The organism is Streptomyces sp. NPDC002499, assembly GCF_053595415.1.
In genome coordinates, this window is record NZ_JBSFXO010000012.1 from 389567 (window position 1) to 411386 (window position 21820).

General features: G+C 70.3%; 20 protein-coding genes and 1 pseudogene. 11 read left to right on the forward strand and 10 right to left on the reverse strand.

The features are described 5' to 3' along the window. Position 1: 1 nt before the first annotated feature. The 4 genes from ACWD5F_RS33210 to ACWD5F_RS33225 all read right to left on the reverse strand — a co-directional run bounded on the left by ACWD5F_RS33210 (position 2) and on the right by ACWD5F_RS33225 (position 2964). Entirely contained in the window at positions 2-1027 is a 1026-nt protein-coding gene (locus ACWD5F_RS33210; protein ID WP_451260074.1) for an ABC transporter substrate-binding protein, read from the reverse strand. A 61-nt stretch (positions 1028-1088) separates the two neighbouring features. Further along, the gene (locus tag ACWD5F_RS33215; protein WP_451260076.1) at positions 1089-1835 is read right to left on the reverse strand and encodes an ABC transporter ATP-binding protein; all 747 of its coding nucleotides are present in this window, start codon (positions 1833-1835) and stop codon (positions 1089-1091) included. After that, positions 1808-2710 (reverse strand): ABC transporter permease, encoded by a 903-nt coding sequence (locus ACWD5F_RS33220; protein ID WP_451260078.1) that lies wholly within the window; start codon positions 2708-2710, stop codon positions 1808-1810. The genes ACWD5F_RS33215 and ACWD5F_RS33220 overlap by 28 nt, the downstream gene beginning before the upstream one ends. Before the next feature lie 170 nt (positions 2711-2880). After that, the gene (locus ACWD5F_RS33225; protein ID WP_350495123.1) at positions 2881-2964 is read right to left on the reverse strand and encodes a putative leader peptide; all 84 of its coding nucleotides are present in this window, start codon (positions 2962-2964) and stop codon (positions 2881-2883) included. 121 nt (positions 2965-3085) lie between these two features. Between ACWD5F_RS33225 and ACWD5F_RS33230 the strand changes: the two genes are divergently transcribed. The 6 genes from ACWD5F_RS33230 to ACWD5F_RS33255 all read left to right on the forward strand — a co-directional run bounded on the left by ACWD5F_RS33230 (position 3086) and on the right by ACWD5F_RS33255 (position 8927). Further along, the gene (locus tag ACWD5F_RS33230; protein ID WP_451260080.1) at positions 3086-3508 is read left to right on the forward strand and encodes a secondary thiamine-phosphate synthase enzyme YjbQ; all 423 of its coding nucleotides are present in this window, start codon (positions 3086-3088) and stop codon (positions 3506-3508) included. Positions 3509-3828: 320 nt separating this feature from the next. Continuing rightward, complete coding sequence (locus tag ACWD5F_RS33235) at positions 3829-4662, forward strand: PIG-L family deacetylase (protein ID WP_451260082.1); 834 nt, start codon at positions 3829-3831, stop codon at positions 4660-4662. 339 nt (positions 4663-5001) lie between these two features. Further along, the gene (locus tag ACWD5F_RS33240; RefSeq protein WP_451260084.1) at positions 5002-7500 is read left to right on the forward strand and encodes a nitrate- and nitrite sensing domain-containing protein; all 2499 of its coding nucleotides are present in this window, start codon (positions 5002-5004) and stop codon (positions 7498-7500) included. Next, positions 7497-7928: a roadblock/LC7 domain-containing protein gene (locus ACWD5F_RS33245; RefSeq protein WP_401726722.1), complete on the forward strand. Its 432-nt coding sequence runs from the start codon at positions 7497-7499 to the stop codon at positions 7926-7928. The genes ACWD5F_RS33240 and ACWD5F_RS33245 overlap by 4 nt, the downstream gene beginning before the upstream one ends. After that, on the forward strand, positions 7925-8323 hold the full coding sequence (locus ACWD5F_RS33250) for a DUF742 domain-containing protein (protein ID WP_451260085.1): 399 nt from the start codon (positions 7925-7927) through the stop codon (positions 8321-8323). Before ACWD5F_RS33245 ends, ACWD5F_RS33250 begins: the two co-directional genes overlap by 4 nt. Positions 8324-8351: 28 nt before the next feature. After that, on the forward strand, positions 8352-8927 hold the full coding sequence (locus ACWD5F_RS33255; protein WP_451260126.1) for a GTP-binding protein: 576 nt from the start codon (positions 8352-8354) through the stop codon (positions 8925-8927). A gap of 60 nt (positions 8928-8987) precedes the next feature. On the opposite strand, the gene ACWD5F_RS33260 is transcribed toward ACWD5F_RS33255, so the two are convergent. Then, positions 8988-9530: an EF-hand domain-containing protein gene (locus ACWD5F_RS33260; RefSeq protein ID WP_451260086.1), complete on the reverse strand. Its 543-nt coding sequence runs from the start codon at positions 9528-9530 to the stop codon at positions 8988-8990. 227 nt (positions 9531-9757) lie between these two features. Here ACWD5F_RS33260 and ACWD5F_RS33265 point away from each other — a divergent pair, with 227 nt between their 5' ends. Next, positions 9758-10657, forward strand: a complete 900-nt coding sequence (locus tag ACWD5F_RS33265) for an NAD-dependent protein deacetylase (protein ID WP_451260087.1) — start codon at positions 9758-9760, stop codon at positions 10655-10657. 36 nt (positions 10658-10693) lie between these two features. On the opposite strand, the gene ACWD5F_RS33270 is transcribed toward ACWD5F_RS33265, so the two are convergent. After that, positions 10694-11647, reverse strand: a complete 954-nt coding sequence (locus tag ACWD5F_RS33270) for a Ppx/GppA phosphatase family protein (protein WP_451260088.1) — start codon at positions 11645-11647, stop codon at positions 10694-10696. A 419-nt stretch (positions 11648-12066) separates the two neighbouring features. On the opposite strand from ACWD5F_RS33270, the gene ACWD5F_RS33275 reads away from it, so the two are divergent. Both ACWD5F_RS33275 and ACWD5F_RS33280 read left to right on the forward strand, forming a co-directional pair. Next, positions 12067-12270, forward strand: coding sequence for a cold-shock protein (locus tag ACWD5F_RS33275; protein ID WP_124004789.1), 204 nt, complete (start codon positions 12067-12069; stop codon positions 12268-12270). A gap of 173 nt (positions 12271-12443) precedes the next feature. Beyond that, a complete protein-coding gene (locus ACWD5F_RS33280) occupies positions 12444-13442 on the forward strand; it encodes an RNA polymerase subunit sigma-70 (RefSeq protein WP_451260089.1) in 999 nt (332 codons plus the stop codon). Between the two features lie 93 nt (positions 13443-13535). Here the strand turns inward: ACWD5F_RS33280 and ACWD5F_RS33285 are convergent, their stop codons facing one another. Continuing rightward, on the reverse strand, positions 13536-16781 hold the full coding sequence (locus tag ACWD5F_RS33285) for a S8 family peptidase (RefSeq protein ID WP_451260090.1): 3246 nt from the start codon (positions 16779-16781) through the stop codon (positions 13536-13538). A 195-nt stretch (positions 16782-16976) separates the two neighbouring features. Here ACWD5F_RS33285 and ACWD5F_RS33290 point away from each other — a divergent pair, with 195 nt between their 5' ends. Further along, positions 16977-17945: a TolB family protein gene (locus ACWD5F_RS33290; protein WP_451260091.1), complete on the forward strand. Its 969-nt coding sequence runs from the start codon at positions 16977-16979 to the stop codon at positions 17943-17945. Positions 17946-18003: 58 nt separating this feature from the next. Here the strand turns inward: ACWD5F_RS33290 and ACWD5F_RS33295 are convergent, their stop codons facing one another. After that, a complete protein-coding gene (locus ACWD5F_RS33295) occupies positions 18004-19290 on the reverse strand; it encodes an MFS transporter (protein WP_451260092.1) in 1287 nt (428 codons plus the stop codon). After that, complete coding sequence (locus ACWD5F_RS33300) at positions 19287-19826, reverse strand: ArsR/SmtB family transcription factor (RefSeq protein ID WP_451260093.1); 540 nt, start codon at positions 19824-19826, stop codon at positions 19287-19289. The genes ACWD5F_RS33295 and ACWD5F_RS33300 overlap by 4 nt, the downstream gene beginning before the upstream one ends. Before the next feature lie 152 nt (positions 19827-19978). Here ACWD5F_RS33300 and ACWD5F_RS33305 point away from each other — a divergent pair, with 152 nt between their 5' ends. After that, on the forward strand, positions 19979-20563 hold the full coding sequence (locus ACWD5F_RS33305; protein WP_451260094.1) for a DinB family protein: 585 nt from the start codon (positions 19979-19981) through the stop codon (positions 20561-20563). Here ACWD5F_RS33305 and ACWD5F_RS33310 read toward each other — a convergent pair. Further along, positions 20553-21794, reverse strand: a pseudogene (locus ACWD5F_RS33310) (MFS transporter). The gene ACWD5F_RS33305 and the pseudogene ACWD5F_RS33310 sit on opposite strands and share 11 nt — an antisense overlap. Positions 21795-21820: the final 26 nt, after the last annotated feature.

A 21820-nucleotide genomic window follows, 5' to 3' on the forward strand; every position in this document is an offset into this window, starting at 1 on the left:
GTCACGAACCCCCGGAGGTACGGGCCGGAGTGGAGGACGGGGGCAGGTCGCCGTTGTAGCGGGCGTCCACGAAGTCGGCGAAGTCGACCTTCTTCGGGATGAGCTTCAACTCGGTGAAGGTGTCCGCGATTTCCTGCTCCGAGGCCACGACTCCCTTGTCGACAGCGACCGTCACCCGCGTGGAGTTGGTGCGCTTCACCGAGGCCAGCGCCGTCTCATAGGGCAGCCCGGTGTCCTTCGCCCACACCTTGGCCCACTCCTCCTGATGGCTGTAGACCCACTCGGTCGCCCGGTCGAGGCGCGCCAGATAGTCCTTGATCGCGGCGGCCTTCTCCTTGTTCCCCAGCGCGCTCGGCGCCGCCACCTGGAAGGTCAGACCGTTGGTCACGCCCTGCCCGGTGGTCAGGACACGCCCCTGCTTGGCCTGGAGTACCTGAGAGGTGTACGGGTCCCACACCGCCCACGCGTCCACCTTGCCGGACGTGAACGCGGCGAGCGCGTCGGCGGGTTGGAGGTACTTGACCTTCACGTCGCTCAGCGTCAGCCCGGCCGCCTTGAGGGAGGCGACCAACTGGTAGTGCGCGGACGAACCCTGCGCCACAGCGACCGACTTCCCCTTCAGCTCCTGGGGTTTGGCCAGCTTCGAATCGTTCGGTACGAGGATGGCGTCGCCCTCGGACGTGCCGTGCCAGGCGGCCACCACCGAGATCTTCGAACCGGCGCCGGCCGCGAAGACCGGCGGAGTGTTACCGACGCCGCCGATGTCGACGGCCTTGGCGTTGACGGCCTCCAGGAGCGGCGGGCCAGAGGTGAAGGTGGACCACTTGATCTTGTACTTGAGGTTCTTGAGCTCTCCGGCGGCCCGCAGGATGGCCTCCGAACCACCCTTCTGGTCACCGACGTTGAGCGTGACGGAGCCCGAGCCGTCGGTGTCGGTCCCCGTGCTGGCGGACGAGTCCCCACCGCAGGCGGTGAGCAGGAGGGCGAAGGGGAGAAGCAGTGCGGCGGGGACGAGGCGACGTCGCATGGGGGTCTGTTCCGTTCATCTGGGTGTGGAGAGGAGCAACGGGGTTGTTCGGTGGGGGAGTTCAGGCGGCTTCGGCGGCGGTGTCGACGCCGAGCCGTTCCAGCAGGCCGGCGCGGAGTTCGGCGAACCGGGGGTCGGTGATGTCGCGCGGGCGGTCGAGGTCGATGCGCTGCTCGTGCGCGATGACGCCGTCGTCCATCACCAGGACGCGGTCGGCGAGCAGGACGGCCTCCTCGACGTCGTGCGTGACCAACAGGACGGCGCAGCCACGCCGTTGCCACAGTTCGCCGACCAGTCGCTGGGCCTTGATGCGGGTCAGCGCGTCGAGTGCGCCGAACGGCTCGTCGAGCAGCAGCAGATCGGGCTCGCGGACCAACGCCCGTGCCAGGGAGGCGCGTTGGGCCTCGCCGCCGGAGAGGGTCTTGGGCCAGGCGTCGGAGCGGTGGCTCAGGCCGACTTCGGTGAGGGCCTGTTCGGCGACGGAGCGGGTCGGCTTGCCGGGGAGTCCCAGCAGCACGTTGCGCCAGACCTTCTTCCACGGCATCAGGCGCGGTGCCTGGAAGGCGACGGCCTTGCGGCGCGGGACCAGGACCGTGCCCTGGATGTCGCGGTCGAGGCCGGCGAGGATCCGCAGCAGCGTGGACTTGCCGCAGCCGCTGCGACCGAGCAGGGCGACGAACTCGCCCGGCCGGACGTCGAGCCGGAGGTCGTCGATGACGGCACGGCCGTCGAAGGAGCGGGTCAGCCCCTCGACCTGGACGGCGTGCGTGGCGGTGGGGCTCACCGGCCGGTGAACGTCGGTCGCCATTGCAGCAGCACCTTTTCGAGGGAGCGGACGATGAAGTCGGCCAGCAGGCCGAGGAAGGCGTAGACGATCAGGCAGACCACGATCACGTCGGTCTGCAGGAAGTCCCGTGCCTGCACCATGAGGAAGCCGATGCCCGCGTCGGCGTTGATCTGCTCGGCGAAGACGAGCGCGAGCCAGGCGATGCCGAGGGAGTAGCGCAGTCCCGTGAGGGCGCCGGGCAGCGCCCCCGGCAGGACGACGTGCCGGACCAGTCCCCACCGGGACAGCCCCAACGACTCGCCGGCCTCGATGAGTTGGGTGTCCACACCGCGGATGCCGGCGTAGACGTTGAGGTAGAGCGGGAAGGTCACGCCTAGCGTGATGATGGCGACCTTCGGGGCCTCGCCGATGCCGAACCAGATGATGAACAGCGGGATGAGACCGACGAACGGCACGGTCCGCAGCATCTGCACCGGCGCGTCCACCAGATCCTCGCCGATCCTGAACAGCCCGGAGACCAGGGCGAGTCCGGTACCGATCAGAGTGCCGAGCAGCAGCCCGAAGGCCACGCGCTGGAGCGAGGTGCCCATGGCCGAGGTGAGCGAACCGTTGCCGATCAGATCCCCGGCGACCTGCGCGATCCGCCCCGGGGATGCGAGCACGTCGGAGGTCAACACACCGGTGCTGCTGAGGAGTTGCCAGAGCGCGAGCAACAGGACGGGTCCGGAAGTACGGCGCAGCCAGCGTGGGACGCGGGTGCGTCGGGAGGAGGCGGGGGTGATGGGAACGAGGTCGAGGTCGGCGCCCGGACCGCCGCTGACCACATTGTCCTTCGCTGTGGATATAGGCGATATATCGGGTTCGGAGGCGCCGGGCGGCGCATGGCTGATGCTCATGGGGACTCCACGGGGAGGAGAGCGGCCGGTGGGGGCGGGCCTCGGTGCCGCCACACCGGCTGAACCGACGCCGATCAACATCGATCAGTACGGATCAGTGGGCGTGCGGGCATGCGGCGTACGAAGGCCGAAAGGCGAGAGCCGGAGAAACGAGGGGGGAGAAAAGGGCGTCAGCAGCCGCGGCGACACGCGGCGGAGGCCACCCGCAGCAGGTCGATGTGACCGCGCGTGGTGAGCAGAACTGAACGCAACATGCGGCGAAAGTAGTCAGATCGTCGGGTCACGGTCAATGGCGTCTCGCGGACTGGACCCCTCGTATCAACCGGCGGTCGCCCGCTCGCGTGTCCGACTGGACGTATGGGTCAGGATGGGGGCATGTCAGATGCCTTCACCACGCGCGTCCTGAACGTCACCACGGGTTCGAGGGAGCGGGTCGTCGACCTGACGGGCGACTGCGAGGCGTTCCTGAGGGAGGTGGCCGCCGACCGCGACGGCCTCCTCAACCTCTTCGTCCCGCACGCCACGGCCGGAATCGCGATCATCGAAACGGGCGCCGGCAGCGACAACGACCTCCTCGCCGCCCTGCACACCCTCCTCCCGGCCGACGACCGCTGGCAACACCGCCACGGCACTCCGGGCCACGGCCGCGACCACGTCCTCCCGGCGTTCGTGCCACCGCATGCGACGTTGCCGGTGGTGGGTGGGCGGTTGGAGCTGGGGACTTGGCAGTCGGTGTGTCTGGTGGACACGAACCGGGACAACCCCAATCGCCAGGTACGGCTGAGCTTCTTGGGGTGAGGAGTGGAGTCCTGAGGGCGACCTGGCTCTTGGGCAGCAGTTCTTCGCGTACACCGAATACCCGGGAGCCCAGCCGCGGCCAAGCGCGCACGGCGTCGTCAGGCGTGCTCCATCGGCCGGCGCAGCTTCGTAGAGGCAAATGGTCGTGTCGGGAACAGCCGGTCCTGCCGGGACGGTTGCATCGAGCGGGAGATCGGCACCGCACGGGTGGGGGCACGGGGGCCGCAAGGTCGTCCGCCCCGCCAGCCCGGTGGCGCCGGGTATCGGCACGTCCGCCGATCTCTCGAACCACGACGTACTTCTGCAGAAGGACTGTTTTCATGGCTGACCGACCCTTGACGCTCATGGCGGTACACGCACACCCCGACGACGAGGCCACCGGAACCGGAGGGGTTCTCGCTCGGTACGCGGCGGAAGGCATCCGCACGGTTCTCGTGACCTGTACCGACGGCGGCTGCGGCGACGGGCCGGGGGGTGTCAAGCCGGGCGAGCCCGGCCACGATCCGGCGGCCGTCGCCCTGATGCGCCGCCAGGAACTCGAAGCGAGCTGTGGCGTCCTGAAGATCAGCGATCTGGAAATGCTCGACTACGCCGACTCCGGGATGATGGGCTGGCCCAGCAACGACGCCCCCGGAGCCTTCTGGCGGACCCCCGTGCAGGAAAGCGCGGCACGCCTTGCGGACCTGATGCGGCACTACCGACCCGATGTGGTCGTCACGTACGACGAGAACGGCTTCTATGGCCACCCCGACCACATCCAGGCCCACCGCATCACGATGGCGGCGCTGGAGATGACCGAGCTGACGCCGAAGGTGTACTGGACCACGATGCCCCGCTCGATGATGCGGCGGTTCGGCGAGATCATGCGTGAGTTCCAGGAGGACATGCCGGCGCCGGATCCCGAGGAGGCCGCCGAGATGGCCAAGATCGGTCTCCCCGACGACGAGATCACCACGTGGGTGGACGCCACCGCGTACAGCGACCAGAAGTTCGACGCGCTGGCCGCGCACGCCAGTCAGGGCGACAACATCTTCTTTCTCAAGCTGGGCAAGGAGCGGTTCGGCGAACTGATGGGCACGGAGACCTTCGTACGCGTCCAGGACCCCACCGGCACGGCCCTACCGGAGAGCGACCTCTTCGCCGGACTGCGCTGATCCGAACGGACCAGATCCTGAGGGAAGTGAACCCCGGGAGGCCAGTTCCGCAGAGTGCGACGAAAGGCCTACGGGCTGCGATGGATTGTGGCTACTATCGGCCAACCAGTCGCCGGGATTTGGCGATTTTTCCTCATGGATGCGCAGAACGGTGGGGGGAGTGTCACCAAAGTGACCGGATTGGGAAGGTTCGGGGGTAGACGAACCAGAATCATGGCCGTCGACGACCAGCCCTCGGCTGCTGCTTCGACGTCAACCGACCTTCCCCCGGCGGCAGTCGGGTCAGGTTCCAGTCCCCGTCGACTGCCTCTACGTACTGTTCTGATCATTCTTGTGGTCGTGCCGAGCTTCGCACTCGCACCCCTGTGGGGTCTGAGCACGTATCAACTGGCCACCCGCTGGCAGGCGGAGCGAACGCAGGGGGACCTGACCACGTCGTTGAGTCCGCCTTCGTTCGCTCTCTTCCAGGCCCTCCAGAAGGAGCGACGGCTCACCGCTGAGGCACAGGCCGACCCCGGCGGCACCACCCGGGGTCGGCTGGTCGCCGCGCGCAGAGTGACGGACAAGGCGGTGGCGGACTTCCGTCCGGTGGCGGCCGAGAGCACCTCGCACGGGCAGGAGGGACTGAGTGGGGCCCTCGCCGGTACCACGGACGACCTCGACCAGATCTCCATGCAGCGCAAGGCAGTTGACACCGGGTCGGTCGACGCGAAGGCGGCATTCGACTACTACAACGGGACCGTCGACTCCCTGATCACCGTCTTCACCGCGCTGGGCCGCACCAGCAACGCCGACGTGACTCTCCTGGCGCACACGAGCGTCGATCTCTACGGCGCCATCGACATGATCGGGCGCGAGGACGCCCTGCTCGGCCGCGACTGGGACACGACTGGGCATCTGTCGGTCCCCGAGTACGACGTGTTCGTCGATGCCGTCGGCGCTCAGAACTACCTGCTCCAACGCGTCGCCCTCAGCCTCACCGGCGATGAACGCGACACGTACAAGAAGCTGACGAGCGCCAAGTCCTGGGCGGTTCAGCAGGATCTGGAGAAACAGATCATCGTCGCCGGCCCCCACCACTCGCAGGGCGAGTTGGTGCTCGGCCAGATCCACGCTCAATGGCGCAGTTCGGTGGACGCCAACTACCCGCTGCTGCGGAGCCTGGTCGACGTGCGGGCCGCGAACGTCGACAAGGCCTCCGCCGACAGTGTCGGCCGACTCCTGCAAACTCTCATCATCGTCAGCGCCTTCAACCTGCTCGCCGTGATCCTGGTCATCATCACCAGCTGGCGTCTGACCGTCATGCTGCGCCGACGTATCCACGGCCTGCGCGAGGAAGCCGTGGAACTCCAGCAGCGACTGCCCGACGTGGTGGCCCGGTTGGAGCGCGGCGAGAACGTCGACGTGGACCGCGAGGTCCGGCTGGTCGAGTCCACCCCCGATGAACTCGGCGAACTCGGACAGGCTTTGAACGCCGCCAGCCGCAGCGCGGTGTCCACGGCAGTGCGCCAGGCCGAACAGCACCGCGGCTTCGAGCGCCTGCTCCAGCGGATCGCCCGCCGCACCCAACTCCTCATCGGCCTCCAGCTGCGCAAGCTGGACGAGCTGGAACGCACCCACGAGGACCCGGAGTTGTTGACCGGCCTGTTCGCTCTGGACCACCTCACCGCCCGGCTCCGCCGCTACGAGGAGAACCTGGTCATTCTCGGCGGTGGCCAGCCGCAGCGCCGCTGGCGCAAGCCGGTCCGGCTGATCGACGTGCTGCGCGCCGCGCAGAGCGAGGTGAGCGACTACGACCGGATCTCGATCGACGTCGAGGGCGAGCCCTGGGTGTCCGAGCGGGCGGTGGGCCCGCTCGCGCACATATTGGCGGAGCTGATGGAGAACGCCGCCGTCTTCTCGAAGCCGCCAACTCCGGTCGAGGTACGGGCCGTTCTGGTCAGCAGGGGCATCGCGGTCGAGATCGAGGACCGCGGCCTGGGCATGGAATCCGAGGAGTACGCCGCCGCCAACGCCTTGATGGAGGCGCCGCCGCAGCTCGATGTGATGACCCAGGCCGATGACGTACGGCTCGGTCTGTACGTGGTCGCCCGGCTGTCGGCGAGCCTGGGCCTGCGGGTGGAACTGCGGCCGTCCGCATTCGGCGGCACCCGGGTGATCGTACTGCTGCCGGAACAAGTGGTGGTGGAACAGCCCGGCACGGAGCCGGAGCCGGTAGCGCTCCCCGCTGATGCTCCGCCACTCCCGACGGGTCCGAGGCCGCACCCGCACGACGCCGGCATCGGTCGGCAGGTGCCGTACCGGGAAGGGCAGTTGCCCTTCCGCGCCAGGGGACACGCGATGGCGAACGTCACCGCCTCCGGTCTCCGTGCTCCGGTCGAGAGCGAGCCATCCCCGTCCACGCCCGCCAGCGCGGACCCGCTGCCCCAGCGGGTCCGACAGGCCAGTCTGGCGCCCGAACTCCAGATCCCGGCGGAGCCGGAGAGTCCGGACGAGCAGACTCCCTGGGCGATCCCCGACCGGCCCAGCAGGTCAGGGGCCACTATCGGTGCGTTCCAGCGGCAGTCCCGGCTGGCCCGGAGCGGGAACAGCTCGGACGGCGGCACCACAGGCGGATTCGGCAACGGCTTCGGCAACGACTTCGGCAGCGGTGGGGTCCACCGGGGCTTCGGCGACGGCGCCGGTGACAGCGGCGGTTACGCCACGGGCTACGACACCGGCCACGGTTACGGCAGTGGCTATGGCAACAGCAATGGTGATGGCTACGGCGACGGCAGCGGTGAAGGGCCCACCTCGCCCGACCGGCCCGGCTCTTCTAGGACGGATGATCGAGAATGACGCAGCGAACGACGGCCACCAACGTGGACCTGGACTGGCTTCTGGACGGTCTGGTCGACCAGGTGACGGGTACCCGGCACGCCATCTTGCTCTCGGACGACGGCCTGGTGATGAGTCGTTCGCAGACCGTCGAACGCTCGGACGCGGAGCGGCTCGCCGCGATCGCCACCGGTCAGCAGAGCCTCGCCCGCGGCGCCGGTCAGCTCTTCGGCGGCGGCCCGGTGCACCAGGTCATCGTCGAGATGGCCGGCCTGTGGCTGTTCGTCATCGCCGCGGGCCGCGGTACCCACCTGGCGGTGGTCGCCTCCCAGGAGGTCGACGCCGAGCTGATGAGCGTCGCGATGCACACCCTGGTCCAGCAGGTCGGTCGGCGGCTGGGCGCCGACGCGCGTACTCCGCCGGCCGATGACGCCGGGAGAGCCGGATGAGGCACTGGACCGAGGTGTTCGACGACGGCGACGCCGACGAACAACTGGTCCGTCCCTACACCATCACCAGCGGACGTACGAGCCCCGAACGGGCGGATCTGACACTGATCACCCTGGTGACCACGGTGCCCGAGGGCACCACGCGGACAACGCTCGCGCTACGCAGGATGCAACCGGAGCACCGGACGATCCTCGCGCTGTGCCGGGAGTCCAAAGCGGTCGTGGAAGTCTCCGCCGAACTGGGCCTCCCGGTGGTGCTGACCAAGATCCTCATCGGCGATCTGGTCGACTCGGGGCAGGTGTGGGCCCGTTCGCCACGGCCGTTCACACAGCGGGGCGAACTTTCTGACATGGCTGTTCTCGAGGCGGTGAGAGATGGACTACGCAAGCTCTGAGCACACGGCCGGCCGTGCTTCGGACCGGATGGCCGACCACAAGGACACTGCCCCGCTGGCGGTGAAGATTCTGGTCGCCGGCGGGTTCGGCGTCGGGAAGACGACTCTGGTCGGTTCAGTGAGCGAGGTCGCGCCGCTGCACACCGAGGAGTACCTGACCCGGGCCAGCGTCGGTGTCGACGACCTGGACGGTCTGAACAGCAAGTTCACGACCACCGTCGCCCTCGACTTCGGGCGGATCACCATCAGTGGCGACCTCGTGGTCTACCTCTTCGGCACCCCCGGGCAGGAACGCTTCTGGTTCATGTGGAACGACCTGGTCAACGGGGCGATGGGCGCGGTGGTCCTGGTCGACACCCGGCGGCTGGACGCGAGCTTCGCCTCGATCGACTTCTTCGAGAGCCGCGGTATCCCCTTCATCGTCGGCGTCAACTGCTTCCACGGTGTCCGGGACAGGACCACGGAGGAGATCCGCAGGGCACTCGCTCTCGACTCCCAGGTGCCGCTGGTGCTCTGCGACGCCCGGGACCGGACGGACAGCCGTGATGTGCTGTTGGCGCTCGTCGAACACCTGATGGCCCGTCAGTCCGCAACGCCCCTTTGACGGCCCACCCCTTGGCAGGCGGCCCGGCGCGGTCGGCTCTGAACGGCCGCCGCCGGTGACTCACTCGGCGCCGATCGGGCCGCACATCAGGTTGCCGGGTTCGGCAGGGTCGTCGCTGGTCCAGAACTGGGTCCACAGCGCGGCGAACTCGGGGCGGCTGAGGTAGCCGTCGGCGTCCTGGTCGAGCCGGTCGAAGGCGCCGCCGGTCTGCACGGGCCGCCCGTGCCAGGTGTCGACGAGGCGCTGGTGCTCGCCGCGCGAGATGCGCCCGTCGGCGTTCTCGTCGACCGCGTCGAAGATGGTGTCGGCGGTGGCGGTGACCGCCTCGGGGATGGTCGGCAGCAGGTCCACCATGGTGAGGAGGTCGTCCATGTCGATCCGGCCGTCCCGGTCCGTGTCCACGGTCTCCGCCAGCTGCTGCCACCAGCCCTTCAGCACGCCGTCCACGCGCGCGGCCAGTTCCGATCCCTCTCTCACCCGCGGCAGCCGGCCCCAGCGGTCCGCCAGGGCCACGAAGTCCGCCTCCTCCAGATAGCCGTTGCCGTCCGCGTCGAACGCCTCGAACATGGCCTGGAGCTTGGTCCGCTGGAACTCGCTGGACATCACACGCCTCCTCACTCGCAGCACTGAGGTCACTCGCAGTACTGAGGACATGCTTTCCGTGGTCGGGCGCCCTGCAACGGCGCTCGCGCTCACCGCGCCGGGTGTCCGCGCGCCCACGAGCCCGCCCGGTGCGCCGGGCGCCGGTTTACCCGCGGGGGATGGCGGGCCGTGCCCCGGCAACCGTCCGTGCCCGCCGAGGGCCGCTGCCGATTCCGTACCCTTGCGGCATGCGCATGCGCCCCACCCTGAGCTGGACCCCCGCGGCGGGGGATCTGCTGCCGGGCACCACCGACCTGGAGCCGGTCGTCGACGCGCTGAGCACCGGCGGAGTGCTGGTGCTCAGCGGGGCGGGCATCTCCACGGAGTCGGGCATCCCCGACTACCGGGGCGAGGGCGGGAGCCTGAGCCGGCACACCCCGATGACCTACCAGGACTTCACCGGGAGCGCGCAGGCGCGGCGACGGTACTGGGCGCGCAGCCACCTCGGCTGGCGCACCTTCGGGCGGGCCCGCCCCAACGCGGGACATCTGGCGGTGGCCGCCTTCGCCCGGGACGCCCGCGTCTCGGGCGTGATCACCCAGAACGTCGACGGCCTGCACCAGGCCGCGGGCAGCGAGGGCGTCGTGGAACTCCACGGCAGCCTGGACCGGGTCGTCTGCCTCTCCTGCCGCGAGATCAGCCCGCGCCGCGAACTCGCCCGGCGCCTGGAGGCCGAGAACCCGGGCTTCGACCCGGTCGCCGCCGGTATCAACCCGGACGGTGACGCGGACCTCACCGACGCGCAGGTCGGGGACTTCCGCGTCGTGCCGTGCGCCGACTGCGAGGGCGTCCTCAAGCCGGACGTGGTGTTCTTCGGCGAGACGGTTCCGCCGCAGCGCGTCGAGCACTGCCGGCGGCTGGTCCGCGAGTCGACCGCGCTGCTGGTCCTCGGCTCGTCGCTGACGGTGATGTCGGGGCTGCGGTTCGTCCGTCAGGCGGCGCAGGAGGGCAAGCCGGTGCTGATCGTCAACCGGGACCCCACCCGGGGCGACCCGCACGCCCGCACCCGGATCGCGCTCCCGCTGGGAACGGCCCTGACGACCGTCGCCGACCGACTCGGCATCCCGGTCGGCGGGCAGGCGGACTGACGAAGAGGCCTCTCGTGTGACCGTGGCGTCCGCGAGTCAGCCGGCGAGGGGGGAGCGGTCCGTTGCGGTGTGGGGCACGCGGAGGTGCTCCAGCAGGAGTCCTTCGCGGGTGGACCAGGGGCAGATCTCGACGCTCTTGGCGCCGCAGGCCTCCATGAGGGCCTGCGCGATCAGGGCTCCGGCCAGGGACTGTTCGGCGCGGTGTCGGGAGATGCCCGGCAGCTTGCCACGACGGGACGGCTTCGCGCCGGCCAACAGGGCAGTCGCGGAACGGAGTTGGGGCAGGGTCAGCTGTCGTCCCGCTCGTGGCGCCTTGCCCCGGGCTGCGGCGAGCCGGGCGAGCTGTTCGAAGGTCTTGGAGCAGGCCAGCACCCGCACACCGGGTTCGGCGAGCGGCAGGTCCGGGACGGCTTCCAGGGACTGGCGCAGGTGCTCGCGGATCTCGACCAGGCGGCGTCTGGACGGTGCCGAGCCGCCGGGCAGCCAGTCCCGGGTGATCCTGCGCGCGCCCAGCGGCAGCGAGTGGACGGAGCGGGGCCGGTCCTTGGTGCCGGAGGCGATCTCCACGGTTCCGCCGCCGATGTCCAGGACGAGCAGGCGTCCGGCCGCCGGGCCCGCCCACTGGCGGGCGGCCACGTAGGCCAGCCGTGCTTCCTCCTCGCCGGTCAGCACCCGCAGGTGGGTGCCCGTGGCGCGGGCCACATGCGCGATGATCGCGTCCCGGTTGGGCGCGTCCCGGATGACCGAGGTGGCGAACGCGAAGACCTCCGGTCCGCGCAGGCGCGGGTCGGCGGCGACGGCCTCGGCCACTGCCCGCTCGATGCTCTTCACGCCGGCTCTCTCCAGCCGTCCCTTGTGGTCGAGGGTCTCGTGCAGTCTCAGCCGCACCTTGCGGGAGAACACCGGCTCCAGCACCGCACCCGGGCTCCGCCGCACGACCGTCAGCAGAGCACTGTGGCACCCGACATCGAGCACGCCTGCCTGCCGCACTTCATCGCCTCCTCAAGGCTCGCGCTCGACCCGACCGCCTTCTTCTTCGGTCCTCCGACAGCCGAGACGACGGCGTGTCGGGTTTCCGGCCCAGCGTGTGAGCATATCGTCACCGCCCACGCACCCTCCGACCTTTCCCTGGAGCAGCCGTCCTGGCTGTCGTACGACACCGATCAGGTCGCCGGGTCGGGCGGTGGCTTCGCGAAGTGCCTTTCGTCTTGCGATGGACGCGGTGCTGGAAGTGGCTGTCGATCTCTGGTGGCAACGGGGTTCGCCGTGTAGCGTCGCTCTCAGATGTCGTGGTTCGCAGTACCTGCCCGCGCTGTTGCGCGGGCATTTTTCTGTGCGGTAGCTGGACCAGGGCGATCACCTCCGGGGCCGCGCGGTGCGGTCCCAGACAGCGAATGAGAGGGACCGGCATGGCCAGCGGAACCGTCAAGTGGTTCAACGCCGAAAAGGGCTTCGGCTTCATCGAGCAGGACGGTGGCGGGGCGGACGTCTTCGCGCACTACTCCAACATCAACGCCTCCGGCTTCCGTGAACTGCAGGAAGGCCAGAAGGTGACCTTTGACATCACCCAGGGGCAGAAGGGCCCGCAGGCGGAGAACATCACTCCTGCCTGACCCCTCGCCAGCAGGGCCCGGAAGCAGCCGCTTCCGGGCCCTGTTCTGATACCGCACCGCCGGGCCGGCTCGGACGGCGGCCCTCAGCCCGTACCCGATCGTCCGGTGATGAGTTTTCGTCTGCGCACCCGTCACACCTACGACGGGACACGGCGAGGCGGAAGGCGGACGTGATGGGTGCGGAGACGGGGCTGGAGGAGCTGGGCGTGAGCGGGCTGGGTGAGGTCGACGAGCCGGGGTTCTCGGGGCTGGCGGAGCGGCACCGGCGGGAGCTGCACGTGCACTGCTACCGGATGCTCGGGTCGTTCGAGGACGCCGAGGACACCGTGCAGGAGACGTTCCTGCGGGCCTGGCGGCGCCGGGAGACCTTCGAGGGGCGGTCCTCGTTCCGGGCCTGGCTGTACGGGATCGCCACCAACGCCTGCCTCGACCTGCTCGCCAAGCGCCGCCCGGAGCCTGCGACCGGCGGGGAGGTGCTGTGGCTGCAGCCCTACCCGGACCTGCTGCTCGACCAGCTGCCCGCGGGCGACGCGGACGAGCCGGAGACCCTCGCCGTCGCGCGGGAGACGATCGAGCTGGCGTACCTGGTCGCCGTCCAGCACCTCGCGCCGCGTCCACGGGCGGTGCTGATCCTGCGGGACGTGCTCGGCCGGCCGGCGAAGGAGGTCGCCGCGCTCCTCGGGGACTCCGTCAACTCCGTGAACAGCGCGCTGCAGCGGGCCCGCGCCGGCATGCGGGAGCATCTGCCCGCCGAGCGGCAGGACTGGACCGGCGGCGAACAGGACGCCGGGACCCGCGAGTTGGTGCGCCGCTACACCGACGCCAGTGTGGCCACGGACGTCGAGAGCCTCGCCGCACTGCTGCGGGACGACGTCCGCTGCTCGATGCCGCCCACGCCGGGCCTGTACCTCGGTCGCGACGCGGTGGTGAAGGACTGGGTCGAAGGCGGCTTCGAGGGCATGAAGGGCCTGCGCGCCGTCTCCACCTCCGTGAACCGGCAGCCCGCCGTCGCCTTCTACCTCTGGAGTCGGCCGGAGGGCGCGTATCTGCCGCTGACGATCGATGTCCTGCGCGTCACCGGCGGGGCGATCACCGAGATCATCACGTTCCACGACGACCGGTTCCCGCGGCTGGAGCTGCCGGAGCGCCTGCCGGCGGACGGCACTGAGTAGTCCCGCGCCGCGCTCGACGAGGCAGGCGGCTGCCGATCGACCGATCCGGACGTCCGCCCGCAGCCCACACGGGCCGCGGGCGGACGCGCCGGATCACCTGGTGCGGTAGGCGTCCACGATCGTCTGGCTGAACGTGTTGCCGTGACGGTCCTTCACCTCGGCGCGCAGCGACACCGTGCCGCCCGCGGGCGGGTTGGTGATGGTGACCGCGTTGTGCCGGACGGTCGCGCGGTGCCAGGTCTTCCCGGCGTCGTACGACACGGACACCTTCAGTGCGGCCAGGCCCTTGCCTGCGGCCGAACCCTGCACGGTGACCGGCACCTTCTGCCGCTTGCCCGCCACCGCCGTTGAGTCCAGGGCGAGTTCGGGCGTGTAGCGGACCACACTCGACGGGACGGCGGTCGCCGACGATGTACGGGACGAGGTGAACTCGGCCTTCCAGGTGACCGCGGAGGTGACCGACGAGACACCGGTCGCCCGGTGGACGGTCGTCAGCAGCGTGTAGCGGGCCCTGTCCGGCGGCAGGGTGAAGCTCGTGGCGTCGAGCAGCCCGTCGGCGGTGGCATAGGGCTTGCCGTCGCGGAGGAGCGTGGTGGTCGTCGACGTCGGGTCGTACAGGCTGGCGCCCGTGTGTCCCGCGCCGTCGGTGAACGGGGCGATTCTTCCGGTGAGTTGGTCACCGTTTCTGATGAGTCCGCCGCCGGCGGCGAGCGCGGGTCCGAACACGCCCACGCCGACCGTCTCGGTGCGGCTCGTGCCGGCGGGGTAGGCGCGGGCCGGTATCTCGTACCGCGTCTGGACGCTGCCGTTGGTCGGATTGACCTGACTGGAGATCTCCGACCAGGTGTAGCCGCCCTGGACGTACACGGTCCGGGTGCCGGGCAGGTCGCTGTAGTGGCCGATGGCCACGCCGCCGGGACCCGACTGCACCGTGTAGTTCACGCCGAGGGCCCCGGGTACCGAGGCACCCTGATGGAGTGTCAGTCTGGCCAACTGGCGTGCGGTGACGTGCTGGACGTGGCCGGAGTAGAAGGCATCGCGCAGTGTGTCGGCGACGTGGTACTCGGTCGCGCCGTTGTACCAGTTGGAGCGGAGGTACGAGGTGACCTCGCCCGGTGCCGGTGCGGGGCCGAAGGTGCCGACGCGGGCGCCCTGGAGACTTGCGGCCAGCCCGACGCCGAGGGAGCTCTCGGCCTTGCCCGAGCGGACCACGGTCGTCAGGAGCGTGGAGTAGCCGACGGCCGCCGGGTCCGGCACGGTCACCTCGACGGGCCGGGCGTCGCGCGCGTCGAAGGCGAGGGTCATGTCGTGGTCGACCGTCACCTTGGGGGCGACGAGGGTGTCGATGCCGCCGCCGTCGGCGAAGTTGCGGCCGGCGACGATGTAGTCACCGGCGGGCAGTTCCACCGTGGCGGTGCCGTCCTCGCCCCTGATCACCTCGAAGACATCGTTGCCGATGCCGGTGAACCAGGCGGCCCAGCTGAAGGCGTCGGGCCGCCCGCCGTCGCGGTCGGTCGCCTGGACGGTGACCTCGAAGGTGTTCGCGGACCGCTCCAGACCGCCGGTGCTGCGGACGGTCGCACCGCCGTCGGTGGCCACGAGCGTGATGCTGTACGCGCCGGTCGCGTCGCCGCCGACGCGGGTGTCCGCGGTGACGTCGACGCCCGCGGTGCCGCCCGCGGGGACGGTGATCCGCTGGGCGCCGAGCGTGAACAGCCCCGCGGGGGCGGGGCCGCCGTCCGGGGCGGTGGTGGTGGCGGTCAGGTCCAGGGTGACCGGCTGGTCGCCGAGGTTGCGGTACGAGACCGTGCGGGTCTGCAGCTCGTCGTCGGTGTGCGGCCACTCCGCCTCACCGAAGTTCAGCGAACCGGGCTCGGCCACGACGGTCTGCGCGGACGCCCGCGTCAGGTCGATCCGGCCGGTGCCCTGCTGGTAGGCGGTGTAGTCACCGGGCTTCGCCGAACCGGTCAGCAGGCTCTTGATCCGGCCGGGGCTCCACTCCGGGTGCTGCTGCATCAGAAGAGCAGCCGCTCCGGTCACATGCGGAGTGGCCATCGAGGTGCCGTCGAGAGTGACGTAACCGGGCGCGGGATGCGGGTCGTCGGGCCGGGTGCCGGCCGCGGCGGCCGCGGTGATGGCGACGCCGGGCGCGGTGACGTCGGGCTTGACGCCACCGTCCAGGCGCGGGCCGCGCGAGGAGAAGCCGGCCAGCCCGTCCAGCTTGTCCACGGCGCCCACGGTCAGCGCGGACTCGGCGACACCGGGGGTGCCCACGGTCCCTGAGCCGGAACCGGAGTTGCCCGCCGCGATGACGAACAGCGCCCGGTCGGAGAGCGCGTTCACGGCCTCTTCGAGCGGGTCGGTGCCCGGTTCGTCCGGTGAGCCGAGGGACATGTTGATCACGTCCGCGCCCTGCGCGACCGCCCACTCCATGCCGTCCACGATCCCGGAAGTCAGCCCGGAACCAGCGGTGTTGAGCACCTTCCCGTTGATCAGCTCGGCGCCCGGTGCCACGCCCTTGTACTTGCCGTCCGAGCCCGCCCCGGTGCCGGCGGCGGTCGACGCGACGTGCGTGCCGTGCCCGTTGCCGTCCCGGAGTTCGGTGTCCGTCGAGAAGTTCCGCTCGGCGACGACCCGCCCGGCGAAGTCGGGGTGGGTGGTGTCGATGCCGGTGTCGAGCACGGCGATCTTCACACCCTTGCCGTCGAAGCCGGACCGCCACATCCCCGGGGCGCCGATCTGCGGCACGCTCACGTCCAGGGCGGCCGTCACCACCCGGTCGAGCCTCAACTCGGCCACGCCGGGCGCCAGTTCGCTCGTACCGTCCGCGGTGTCGGTCAGCGCGGACCACGCCGTCGAGGCCTCGTCGGGCGACACGACGACGGCCTCCGCGTCCACGGAGGGCAGATCCCGAACGGCCGCATCGGTGTCCGCGTGCAACTGGCCACGGGCGGCCGGGTTCTGTGCCGAATACCGTACGAGCACGGGGGCGCCCCCGTGCGTCAGGTCCCGGTACTCGGGCCGGCTCAGCTCGGCCACGTCGAATAATCCCAAGTCCAACTTGCCCTGGCCGAGCAGGACTTCGGCGTCGGCGGGGACGACGTAGGTGTGGTCCCCGGTGCGGCTGATCTGGAGCGGGATGCCGGAGCGGCCCTTGGCCGGAGTGACCCCGACCGCATTGCCCTCCTGGTCCAGGAGGACCTGATCACCGGTGATCAACGTGACCGTTGTGTATGACCTGTTGGCCGCTGCGGGGGCGGCCGTGGGGGTGTCGGCCGCCGCGGCCGGGACGGATATCAGCCCCGTCGTGAGGGCCCCCGCCGTGAGCGCCACCGTCATGAGCAGCGCTCCGGACCGGCCGGTGGGGCGGGTGATCCGTCTCTTTTTTCTTGATCCCGACAATGTCGTCCCTGTCTGTGTGGGGAGGTGGGGGTTCACCCCGACTCGCTTCAACTGATGCAGGACCGTGCCGAGAGAGATCCTTCCCACGCCTCACCTCCTCACGACATTGGTTCGTACCTTTAGCGTTCCGGGATGCTGTTCACCGTCGCCTCCGCAAGTCCGGCGGGGGAGACCGGCCCTCCCGGAACGGAGTCCAACGTGCCCTTCTTCCGCACGCTCGCACCAGGCCAGTCCTGCCACGTCATGACCGCCGACATCGACACCGGCGACGTCCGGCTCGTCCACGCGTCGACCGACGTGCTTCTCGAGGCACCGAACTGGGTGGCGGACGACCGTCTGATCCTCAACGGTGAGGGGGTGTTGTGGCAGTTGGACAGCACCGGCCGATCCGAGCCGGCGCGCCTTTCGATCGACGGAGTCCCCGAGCTCAACAACGACCACGTACCGGCGCCCGACGGCACGACCGTCTACCTGTCGGCCGACGACGGACACCTCTACGCGGCTCCCCTGGCCGGTGGCGCCGCGCACCGCGTCACGCCGGACCACGGCCGACGCCCGCACTACCTGCACGGCGTCAGCCCGGACGGCCGCCGACTCGCGTACATCGGCTGGGATCCCGACGGTGACGACGGACGGGAGATCGCCGGCGTCCACACGATTGCGGTCGACGGTACGGACGACCGGCGCCTCACCGACGACCGCGCCCCGGCGGACGGATGTGAGTACTCGCCCGACGGGAAGTGGATCTACTTCAACACCGAGCGATTCAGCACGGAACCGGGGCACGCTCAGATCGCCCGCATGCGGGTCGACGGCACCGAGGTCGAGCAGCTCACCTTCGACCAGCGCGTCAACTGGTTCCCCCACCTGGCGCCCGACGGCGACACGGCCGTCTACCTCAGCTACCCGGCCGGCACCGTCGGCCATCCGGCCGACCGTGTCGTCGAGATCCGGGTGGTCCGCGACGGGGACTGGACAGCCGCCCGGACCATCCGCGAACTGTCGGGCGGCCAGGGCACCATCAACGTCAACAGCTGGGCCCCCGACGGGCGGAGATTCGCCTTCGTCGAGTATCCGTTCGCCGACGAGACACGGCGATGAGCACGTGACCGCCGCTGTCCGATCGTCTGACACTGACTCAAGGGCCCTGTGGAGCCCCCTAGTTGGCTCCCGCCTGAGCGCGGTCCAAGGGTGCCGGATGGTCCGCGTCATCACTCGGTGCGGCGGCACGCAGCGCTGCTTCGACCCGGCGGTTGCTGGTCATGGTCGACGTGACGGCGGTCATGGTGAGCAGGAGGCCGGCGGCGGTGTAGAGCGGGGTGCGCACGTCGTAGGTGGTGGCCAGCCAGCCGCCGAGGAAGGCACCGAACGGGGCGGCGCACATGGCGAGCATGCGGGAGGTGGAGGCGACCCGGCCCATCAGGTGTGCGGGGACGATCGACTGCCGGAGCGAGGGGCCGAGCACCATCGTGGCGCCCATGCCCGCTCCGCAGACGGCGAGCGCGAGCCCCGCGACGTACGGGTTCGGGGCGGCGGCGAGACCCAGGATGGCGAGTCCCTCCACCGCGGCCGTGCAGGTCAACGCGGTGCCGGTGCCGAGTCGTCGGCCGAGGAAGGAGGCGATGGCCGCGCCGAGCAGACCGCCGGTGGCCTCCGCCGTGAGGAGCAGGCCGAAGCCGTAGGTGTCGATGCCCAGGCGGTCGTGGGCGAAGAGGGCGAGGACGGTCTCCACGGCGAGGAAGGCGATGTTGCCGACCGCCGGGCGGAGCGCGAGCCCGAGCAGCAACCGGTCCCGGAAGACGTACGAGGCCCCGGCCCGCGCCTGCCGCAGCAGCGACTCCCGGGCCTGCGGTACGGGCCGGGGTGCGGCCGGCAGCGACCGTACGAGCAGTGCGGAGAGCGCGAAGGACACCGCGTCGGTGAGCAGGGGAACCGCCCGCCCGAGCGCGAGCAGCGCACTGCCCGCGGGCGGCCCCGCGAAGCCGGACATGGCGGTCTGGGCGCCGCGCAGACGGGAGTTGGCGCGCTCCAGGAGTGCGGGGTCGCGGCCGAGCAGATCCGGCAGGTAGGCCGTGGCGGCCGTGTCGAAGAAGAGCGCGCCGAGGCCGAGCAGGAAGGCGACGGCCGCGAGCAGCGGAATGCTCAGCACGTCGAGCGCGGCGGCCGCCGCGGGTATCGCGAGCAGCAGCGCACGCGCCGCGTCCGCCACCCACATCGTCCGCCGGCGGTCCCAACGGTCCACCAGCGCACCGCCGAGCACCCCGAAGAGCAGCCACGGCAGCGTCCCGGCGGCCGTGACGACGGCGAGCGCCATCGGATCCCGCGTCAACGTCAGCGCGAGCAGCGGCAGCGCGGCATGTGACACCCCGTCACCGAGCGAGGAGATCGTCTGCGCGGTCCACAGGCGTCCGAACCCGGTCGGCAACTTCCTTACAAAGTCGGTCACTTGGCGTCCCCTTCGGTCTTCTTGCCCTGCGTCGGGTGGAACAGGGCGAAGACGAGTGAGGCATCCGGCAACGACGGATCGGACAGCTTCCGGTACTCGTCCGCCAGCGCCTCCAGCCGCGCCCCCAGCTCCGCGAACTGCTCCTCGGTCAGCCGCAGATGCGCCATCCGCACGTGCCGCTCGCCGTCCGCCGGCGACGCCTCCAGGTCCGCCACCGCATGGCGCATCAGCACATCCGGCCCTCCCTCGCCCGGATCCGGCAGCTCGATCGACCGGGCGGCCATCGCGTAGTACCGCTCGGTGACCCCCCGCACCTTCCGTGTCCGTACGACCTTCACCAGGCCGGCCCGCTCCAGCAGTCGCACGTGATAGCTGGAACTCCCCTTCGCCAGGCCCACCCGCTCGGCGATCTGCGTGATTGTCGCCGGCTCGAAGCGGAGCACGGCCATGATCCGGTGGCGCGTGAGATTGGAGACGGCGCGCAGCTGGTCGTCCGTGGTGACGTGAAACGTCTCGGGAAGATCGTCGGTAGGCATGCGAGTAATGGTCAACGACTCTTGACCATTGCGCAAGGGGGTTGGACCCGGTTTCCCGAAATCGGCTGTGTGGCACGCGGTATCGGCTTCATCGCGCTGCACGAGAACAGAGATCTTGAGGCCACGGTCAGCCCATGGCAGGCTCATGCCGCATGATCGATGAGTTCGCGAAGGACAACCTGCACAGGAGACTGCGGCGGGACCGCGAGGCGCTGCTCTGGAAACTCGACGGCTTGTCCGAGTACGACGCCCGCCGACCGTTGACAGCGACCGGGACCAACCTCCTCGGCCTGGTCAAACACGTGGCCACCGTCGAGGCCCGGTACTTCGGCGAGGTCTTCGACCGCCCTTCCCCGGAGCCGCTGCCTCGGTGGCAGGACTACGACGGCGACGACCAGTGGGCGGGCGAGGACGAGACCCGCGATCAGATCGTCGCGTTCTACCGGCGCACGTGGGAACACTCGGACGCGACGATCAACGAGCTTGCCCTCGACGCCCCCGGCCACGTGCCGTGGTGGCGGGAGCCTCGACCCAACACGAACCTGTTCGCCGTCATGGTCCATGTCCTCGGCGAGACCATCCGGCATACCGGGCACGCCGACATCCTGCGCGAGGGCCTCGACGGTCGGACCGGGGTGCGCGCCGAATACGAGCAGCCGATCGACGAGGAAGCCCACGCCGCCTACCGCGCCAAGATCGAGCAGGCCGCCAGGTCGGCCGCGCCGATCAAGGCGTAGAGGCTGTCTCACGTGACGTGCGGTGAGGCGGTGTGCCTCCCCAAGCGGCTACCGCTGCGGCTGCTGAGACCAGGGCCAGGAGGGCGAACAGGGCGGGGTAGCCCCCGAGTTGTCCGGCCAAGGAGGCTCCCGCGAACGGCGCGAGGGCGGAGGCGACCGTGGCGGGTGCGGCGAGCAGCCCGGACAGACGGCCGTAGTGCGTAGTGCCCCACCGGTCGGTGACGGCGGTGGCCTGGAGGAGGGTGAGGTTGCCTCGCACCATGCCGGCCGCGATCGCGATGCCGACGAGCAGGGGGAAGGGGCCCGGCACCACTGCGAACGTGGCGGTGGTGATTCCGCCCGCGAGCATCAGGACGAAGGTGCGCGTCGTGACACCGGTGCGGCGGGCGAACGTCGCGTACAGAGTGCGGCCGAGGGTCTGTCCCGCGCCGCCCAGTCCGAGGGCCCACGCGGCAGCCGTAGGGCCGGCACCCCGTGCGATCAGCAGAGGTACAAGGGCGATGACGACCGCGTACATCGCGAAGCTGTTCAGCGTGAGCGCGGTGGCGAGCATGAAGAACGGGCGGGTGCGGACCACGGAGCCGCTGTGGGTGCCTGGTTGAGGGGGTGGCGCGGGCGCGGGGGGCCAGGGTGCTCGTAGCGCCAGGGCGTGGGCGGGGATGGTGACGACCGCCAGGATCGCGGCGAGAACCGCGTACGTGGTGCGCCAGCCGAAGTGACCCGCGAGCGTCGCGGTCAGCGGAGCGAAGACCGTGGAGGCGAGACCGCCGGCGAGGGTGACCACGGTCAGGGCCCGCACACGGTCCGCGCCCCACCAGCGGGTGAGAGCGGCGAAGGCGGGTTGGTAGAACGTGGCGGCCATCGCGACACCGGCCAGCAGTCAACCAGCCGTGAAAGCCCAGAGGTTGGGCGCGTAGGCGATGGCCAGTATGGCGAGGACGCCCAGGACGGAACCGGAGGTCATCACCGCGCGCGGTCCGCGGCGGTCGAGGACGCGGCCGACGAAGATGCCGACGACGGCGGATACGAGGAGCGCGCCGGAGAAGGCGGCGGTCGTGGCGGTCGCGGACCAGCCCGTAGCGGTGGTGATCTGCGGATTGAGGACGGGGAAGGCGTAGTAGACGATTCCCCAACTGGAGATCTGGGTGGCGCACAGCGCGGGCAGGGCGGCACGAGGCCGTGACCGGTCCGCCGTCGCGGTCACGGCCTCGCTGGAACGGAGATCGGTCATCGGCGGATCAGGACGCGAGACGCCAT